Source organism: Pseudomonas sp. 58 R 3, assembly GCF_900006605.1.
In the GTDB taxonomy this organism is placed as follows: domain Bacteria; phylum Pseudomonadota; class Gammaproteobacteria; order Pseudomonadales; family Pseudomonadaceae; genus Aquipseudomonas; species Aquipseudomonas salomonii.
Genome location: NZ_CVTT01000073.1, coordinates 417 through 734, shown reverse-complemented (window position 1 = coordinate 734; position 318 = coordinate 417). Strand labels below are relative to the sequence as shown.

Here is a 318-nt window from a genome sequence, read left to right as displayed (position 1 = left end):
GCATTGATCCGGACGGTGCTGAACACTTCAAATCCTATGACGACAAGGGCCGGCTGACGGTCGAGCAGGATCCGCTTGGGGCGGTGACGGCGTATCAGTACGACGACGCCGGACGCCTGGTGGCGTTGTTTCCGGGGGACGATGAGCCGACGTCCTACGAGCATGACAACGGGTTCGTACGGGTCGTAAGGCGTGGGCTCGCCGTCTGGAAGTATGAGCGTAATGATCAGGGCGACGTCATTCGCAAGACCGATCCTGATGGCAATGTCACGGACTACAGCTACAACAAATATGGGCAGCTGACGGGGGTTTGGTTTC

Annotated in this window: 1 protein-coding gene; it reads left to right on the top strand. The window is 58.8% G+C overall.

What is annotated here, in order from left to right; translation table 11 throughout:
* Positions 1–318 (top strand): RHS repeat domain-containing protein (locus tag BFP92_RS32355; protein WP_239694313.1); only part of this gene is annotated, 318 nt, incomplete at both ends.